Source organism: [Phormidium] sp. LEGE 05292 (assembly GCF_015207735.1).
Lineage (GTDB): Bacteria > Cyanobacteriota > Cyanobacteriia > Cyanobacteriales > Aerosakkonemataceae > Floridanema.
Genome location: NZ_JADEWG010000240.1, coordinates 1 through 6,708, shown reverse-complemented (window position 1 = coordinate 6,708; position 6,708 = coordinate 1). Strand labels below are relative to the sequence as shown.

Here is a 6,708-nt window from a genome sequence, read left to right as displayed (position 1 = left end):
TCGACTTGGCTTCTGCTGAAGTTGCTCCTGTTGCTTTGAGCGCTCCTGCGATCAATGGCTAAGGTTTGTCGATAATTAATATTTAACAAAAAAGCGTCTTCTTGCAAAGAGGGCGCTTTTTTGTTTTGCGGTTTTCGTTGAATGGTAGGGACACGGCATCATTAAAATTTTGGATTATCGACATGAATGGTTGATGCCGTGTCCCTACAGCTGCGTCAATTCTTATCGCTAATTGAATGAAGAGTACAATTTGTCGATCGCAGAGGATGAATTATGAAAGATTAATGTAGATATGGATTTACTGTGGGGAGGCGGATAGTTTTTGGGATTGGATGTATTGTTGGAATATGGGATTGATTTGAAAGTACGATCGCTCTCCAACTTCTACTCTCTCAACTAAGCTGCGTCGCCCTAAAGATTGGATAGCTTGCCAAATTTCCGATTTCGATAATTCAAGATTAGCAGGTTGTTGGGAAATATCTACGGCTTCAGCTTGATTTGCTAACCAATAACTCACTTTCTTTTCTGATTGGGATAAACGTTCTAAGTGAGTTTCTAATAGTGGCTCTATGTCACCTAAATATACATCATTCTGTCCTAAAAACTGGTCAACGCTACGGTTAAATAGTTCGATAATTATTGTTGCTATAATATTTAACCAGCAAGGATGTCCTTGATAAATTGCGATTAATTCTGACCATTTATCTTCATTAATTAATCGTTTTTCTCGCAATATTTCTTCTGCTTGTTCTCTTAATCCTTGCAAATGTAAAGTTTGTACAGGTCGGTTTTCTGCTTCTAATGCAGTAATTTCTCTAGGTTTTTCCCAACTCAGCAGGATTAAACAACTATAGTGAAATGATGTGGCTATTTGTTTAAAGAATTTGCCATAATCTTCATAACTTGGTAAATAATGTCCGGCTATCTGACCGCTTTTAAAAATACTTTGCACATCATCAAGAATTACTAAACAGCGAGAGGTGCGAAAATAATTAATAACTGTGGGTAATGGGGTTTGTTGGGGTTGGGAAAAGAATTGTTTTAGTTCAGTTTGTAAGGTGGAAAATGGGGGAAGATTATTGAGAGGTCGCCAAATAATATAATCGAATTCTGTTTGGATTTGTTCAATGAGTTTGAGGGCGAGCGCACTTTTACCAATTCCACTTAATCCATATATTGTAATTAAGCGAGTGTTTTCTTCTAATATCCATTGTTTGAGGGTGGAGAGTTCGATGGTGCGATCGTAAAAGTTAGTTAGTTCTGGTGCTTCTGTTAAATTGATGATTGGCGGTCGATCTTTTTTGTCAGGAGTTTGGGGGGGAGAGTGCGATCGGTTATTTTCACCGCAGATATTGATATTACCATTCCCTACCCCTATTTGTACGCAATCAAGAACACTGGAAATATTAGACAGTTCAGCCTGTTCTAACAAAGAGCAAACATTAGATTTTTTAACATCTTCTCCAATCACATCAGATAAAAGTTTCCATAATTTCCATGCTTCTTTTTTCACATGATCGTAACTGCGGTGATTATTTTTTGCTATTTCTTCATAATTTTGATGTTGCCAAACTCCTTCTAATATAGATTTTTGTAAAGAATCGAGATGCCTTCCTGTTTTAGCCAATACTTCTTCATTAGTCCATTTTAATACTTCTTCAATTTCCATAGGTCAAAGAATATTTATTATTTGATATCCCACTTTATACCACATTTCCCTACTTGACCAACTCACTCCCACATTTTACCACAATCAAAATAAGCATTTTGCCTACTTTATCCCACTAAGTAACTATTGACTGCATAAGTATGGTTCTTTGATAATTATTAATTAGGTTATGATTATGCTGTTTCCAATCAAATCCACAATTACCAAATCATTATGTCTGACGATAGCACTAACAAAACAGAAGATTCTAATTTTACTTCTACAAATACTGAAAAGATTACTAAACTTTCGGGGTTAGGAAAAAAAATTAAGATAGTTAGTATCATAATTTGGTCTATTGTAGTTTTACTTGTATTGATTCCATTATTGGGACAATTAATTATCAGTAGGGCTTTGGCGGCAGAGTTAACCTCTTCTCAATCCATAAAAATTACTCAACCTCTTATCGCTTTTTATGGGGAAAAGGCTGCTGTAAATAAAGCTCTAAATATTGCACATCAAAGTGCTGAAAAATATGCTAAAAATGAATTAAATAAATGGGAAACAGAATTAATAAGACGAATTGATAATGATTTTTTAAATTGGTATTTCAGTTACTTTAATCAAAAAAAGCGAGAATTTACTGTGGTCTCTCAGTATATAGGAGAGAATGTTATGAATGGGTTTAACCAGAGTATAGTGAATGATAAAATTGCTCAAAAAATAAATGATGAAATTCAAAGAGAGTTTGCTAAACGAGTATTACAAAGAGAATCAGCAGAAATAAAATTTAATACAATAGTGATGAATACATTAGAATTTTATATCCAAGAAATTTCTCAAGAATTTAACGATTTTCCTAAAAAGTATAAAATCCCCCAAACTGACTGGGATAAATATTTAAAAAGTATTAATATTAGGTTACAGAATGAGCAAGGAAATCAAGTATCTGTAGTAACATTTATAGGTGCTATGACTGCAACTGGAAGTGCTAAAATTGCTGCTACATTTGCTGCTAAAGCAAGTAGTAAAGCTATTGCTGCTATTTCTGTTAAAGTAGGGAGTATGATTGATCCCGCAGTAGCGATCGTTTTGATTGCTTGGGATTATTGGGACTATACTAATGGAGTTAAAGACAATAAACCACGTTTGCGTGAAGATTTAGTCGAATATTTACATAATCTGAAAAAATCTCTTTTAAGTGATCCTGAGCATAGTGTAATGTCTGCTGTTAATGAACTAGAACAAGCAATTAAGACTAGTCTTTTGCAGTCGATTTTTCCTGCTTAAAAGTAGTTAATTAGCTACAACTAAATCTTGCACCTACGTTTTGACCCGCCTGCGATTTGAATCGCAGGCTAATAGCAAAAGTCCGTTTTAACGGACTTCTATTTTCTACCAGTCTACTTCAGTAAACTGTAATCGATAAGGTTCATCGGCAAATTGTTGTTTGACTTGGGCAATTAACCTAATTACTATCTCTAAAAGTTGTTTCTTTGTTGCAACAACTAATTGAATGATTTGCACACCTAAAGGAGTGGTTTCACTGACTTCTATTTCATTCAAATAGATGCGCTTCACTAGGGTAGAATCTAATAACGGTTGAACAGACTTTCTTTGTCTGGCTGTCGGTTCAATGCTACGACTCCTGAAAATAATCATAGCACGCCACCTTAAAGCGGGGTCATTGTCTCTGAGATAGGTAAAAATTTCGGAAAATAAACGCAGATAAATTTTTGGATCTTTTTGAAATTGTACCTCGGTGAAATAAATCGGGTTTTCGGGGCTTTTGGGTAAGAATACACCATCGATTCTAAAAGCAGTTTGTTTCAATTCTACTGAATCAAAACGGTAATCGTTTACTAGTTCCGGTGATTCTCTCAAAACTCAAAGAAAGTTTGGGGTAACTCTTTGAAAATGCGATAAAAGATGTGATCTGTTTTCATCTATGGTTAAATTAAAAAAGTTTAGTATATGAAGTAGAATTTATCACACTCACAGGTCAAAGGATTACAATTTTTTACTTATTTAGGGCTTGTGTGGGTACGATCGCATACAGAGTTCTATATTGTAGAGACGTTATATATAACATCTCTACAAGTATTCTTTAGTTTCTGGAGAAGTCTATTAAATATTTATCCTGATCGGAGGCTTGGGCAAGGAAGAAAAGTGTTACTTATCACTTGTATGATCAGGAACGCATCGATCGGAGTAAATTAATTTTGACTAAGGTAGTAACATTTTGGATAACTCATGGCAAAATATCCCTAAGTTTTACCTTAAACTGTTCCCTGTTATCACCAGCTTACCGCAATGAAACATTCTAAGCAAAGCGTTCGCGATCGCAATAAGTTGCTAGAAGCCGTCAACACTGAAGTTCACGCACGGCTGGAACAATCATTGCACAAAGCCATCCAGATTCACATCCTCAAACCAGAAAAACCGCAAGAAATACAGCGACTTTGGGATGTAGATGTCAAAATTGGCAAACGTCCAACTGTTAGATTATCACCACAAATCACCATTGCTCAAGTATTTAGACAGAGTAGTGGCAAATTACTAATTTTGGGTAGCCAAGGTGCGGGGAAAACTACCACTCTTTTAGAATTAGCACAAGATTTGGTAGAAATTGCTCAAGCTGATTTTGAACAACCTGTTCCGGTTATTTTGAACTTTGGATCGTGGAAAAATAGCAAACAAACTATTCCTGATTGGCTAATTACCCAAATAAAATCTAAATACGATATTTCCCTGAGTAGTATCAAATTATTTATTAACAATCAACTAATTCTGCCTTTGCTAGACGGACTAGATGAACTAGATTTAGGACAACAGGAGTTATGTCTCAGAGCAATCAATCAATGGCTAATTTCTGAAAATCGCCCGAAAAGTATGGCGGTTTGCACAAAGTTGGAAGATTACAAAAAATGCCGGACTAAACTACGTTTACATGGCGCTACTTTTTTACATCCTTTGCATGAACAGCAGGTACAAAAATATTTGGTTACTTGTAGAAGTAAAGAACTCTGGGAAGTCCTCAAAGAGGAACCACAATTTCTAGAATTAGCCAAAATTCCTCTATTCTTAAATATCATGATTTTGGCTTATGAAGAGTTGCTAATTCAAGCTTGGAAACGGCTGAATTCGGATCAAGAAAGACGAGAATATTTGTTCAATGCTTATATCCGGCGAATGTTAACTTGGAATCTGAAATCTCTTTACTATCGTGAAGGAAAGGAACCAAGACCAGAAAACGCTAGACCTTGGTTAGTTTATTTAGCCCGAAAAATGAATGCAGCGAAAGAAACGGAAGTTTCGCCTGATCAATTAGACCAAACTTGGCTGCAAACTTCTGGTCAAAGGTCTTTATATCGAATAGGGATGATTTTAACGTTAGGCGGAATTATGGGCATGAAAAAGGTGATTTTACGCCAAATTCTCAGCAAAAATAAATGTATTCCCCGGAACTATTCCCAGTTTTACAACTATGCCAGCGAGCGTTTTTTATTGCAAAAAGTTGGTAATAAATATCGGTTTGTTCATGAAATGTTACAAGAACACATTGCCAAAATGTGATGTAGGCTTTCTTTTACTTGTGGTGGAAAACTCTAGTTTTTGGGATTGGGGACTAGGATTCCTGAATCGACTAAGTAGAGACACGGCGTTGGAGAGATAATGGGAAAAACAAATAATCTTAATTATGCCGTGTCCCTACTTTGCTTATCACCATGAGTATGGGAGAGGTGTATATGTAGTAGAGGAATGAAGTTTTTGCTCGATCGCAAATCCCAGTCCCAAATCCCCAGTACCTAGTCCCCAAAACCAGGGTAAAATTCTTGTTTGGGGTAAAACTTACCCTGTCAATAATAAAAAGATTGTCAAATTTATCCAATGACCAAAACTTACACTGTTGAAATTCAACACCAAGGCGAGACTTATACTCTGCAAGTACCAGAAGATAAACAGATTCTTCGCGCTGCTACTGCTGCGGGCATAGACTTGCCAAGTTCTTGCAATGCTGGAGTTTGTACTACTTGTGCAGGGCAAATTTTATCTGGAGAAGTGGATCAGGCGGATGGAATGGGCGTTAGTCCCGAACTTCAGGCAAAAGGTTATGTTTTACTTTGTGTTGCTTATCCACGATCGGATTTAAAAATTGTGACTGAGAAAGAAGACGAAGTTTATGACTTACAATTTGGACAGCCACAGAAGAAATAGAAAATAATGACTACGCACTTTATCACCGCCGAAATTGATCTGCAAGAATCTCCTGCTAAACTGCATCAAGAAGTTGTTGCAGAGTTAGAAAAACGTGGGGAACCTCTACGTTGGGCAATTACTAATGTAGATGTTACAGAACAGAAAGCGACTGTCGAAGCGATCGTCACTACAACCACTGAATCAGAGAAAGTCTAACATTGTTTCAGCGTCCTTATACAGTTGTATTGCTTGTCCCTACAGGAATTGGGGCAGCAATTGGTGGCTATGCTGGGGATGCTTTACCAGTGGCGCGGGCGATCGCTTCTGTATGCGATCGCCTGATCGCCCATCCCAACGTCCTCAACGGAGCCATGTTATATTGGCCTTTGCCTAATGCGTTCTACGTCGAAGGCTACGCTTTAGATCGGTTCGCCGCAGGAATTTGGGGACTAAGCCCAGTACATCAAAACCGAGTTGGGTTAATTCTCGATCGCGCCATCGAACCAGAACTCCGACTCAGACAGCTACAAGCAGCTGATGCTGCTAGAGCTACTTTAGGATTAAATCTTACTGAATATATAGTTACCGACGCACCTTTAGGTGTGGAATTGCGAATTTCTCGATCGGGGATATCATGGGGAACGATCGCTAACCCAGATAGTTTACTTAGAGCAGCGGAAAAATTGATTAGTCAAGCACGGGCACAAGCGATCGCAGTAGTCGCCCGTTTCCCCGAAGACATCGAAAACTTAGCCCAAGACAACTACCGCCAAGGCAAAGGCATAGATCCGATCGCAGGTGCCGAAGCCGTTATCAGCCATCTAATAGTGAGAACATTTCAAATCCCCTGCGCCCACGCC

Annotated in this window: 7 protein-coding genes; 5 read left to right on the top strand and 2 right to left on the bottom strand. The window is 37.6% G+C overall.

The features are described 5' to 3' along the window. Nucleotides 1-298: 298 nt before the first annotated feature. On the bottom strand, nucleotides 299-1,669 hold the full coding sequence (locus IQ264_RS30855) for an NB-ARC domain-containing protein (RefSeq protein WP_193986268.1): 1,371 nt from the start codon (nucleotides 1,667-1,669) through the stop codon (nucleotides 299-301). A 213-nt stretch (nucleotides 1,670-1,882) separates the two neighbouring features. On the opposite strand from IQ264_RS30855, the gene IQ264_RS30850 reads away from it, so the two are divergent. Then, the gene (locus IQ264_RS30850) at nucleotides 1,883-2,938 is read left to right on the top strand and encodes a hypothetical protein (RefSeq protein WP_193986267.1); all 1,056 of its coding nucleotides are present in this window, start codon (nucleotides 1,883-1,885) and stop codon (nucleotides 2,936-2,938) included. A gap of 105 nt (nucleotides 2,939-3,043) precedes the next feature. Here the strand turns inward: IQ264_RS30850 and IQ264_RS30845 are convergent, their stop codons facing one another. Then, a complete protein-coding gene (locus IQ264_RS30845) occupies nucleotides 3,044-3,532 on the bottom strand; it encodes a DUF2887 domain-containing protein (protein WP_193986266.1) in 489 nt (162 codons plus the stop codon). A gap of 429 nt (nucleotides 3,533-3,961) precedes the next feature. Between IQ264_RS30845 and IQ264_RS30840 the strand changes: the two genes are divergently transcribed. The 4 genes from IQ264_RS30840 to IQ264_RS30825 all read left to right on the top strand — a co-directional run. Beyond that, nucleotides 3,962-5,224, top strand: a complete 1,263-nt coding sequence (locus tag IQ264_RS30840; RefSeq protein WP_193986265.1) for an NACHT domain-containing protein — start codon at nucleotides 3,962-3,964, stop codon at nucleotides 5,222-5,224. Between the two features lie 315 nt (nucleotides 5,225-5,539). Beyond that, complete coding sequence (locus IQ264_RS30835; protein ID WP_193986264.1) at nucleotides 5,540-5,866, top strand: 2Fe-2S iron-sulfur cluster-binding protein; 327 nt, start codon at nucleotides 5,540-5,542, stop codon at nucleotides 5,864-5,866. A 6-nt stretch (nucleotides 5,867-5,872) separates the two neighbouring features. Continuing rightward, nucleotides 5,873-6,064, top strand: coding sequence for a hypothetical protein (locus tag IQ264_RS30830; protein ID WP_193986262.1), 192 nt, complete (start codon nucleotides 5,873-5,875; stop codon nucleotides 6,062-6,064). Between the two features lie 2 nt (nucleotides 6,065-6,066). Continuing rightward, the coding region (locus IQ264_RS30825; protein ID WP_193986252.1) for a DUF3326 domain-containing protein at nucleotides 6,067-6,708 on the top strand (642 nt) is incomplete at its 3' end.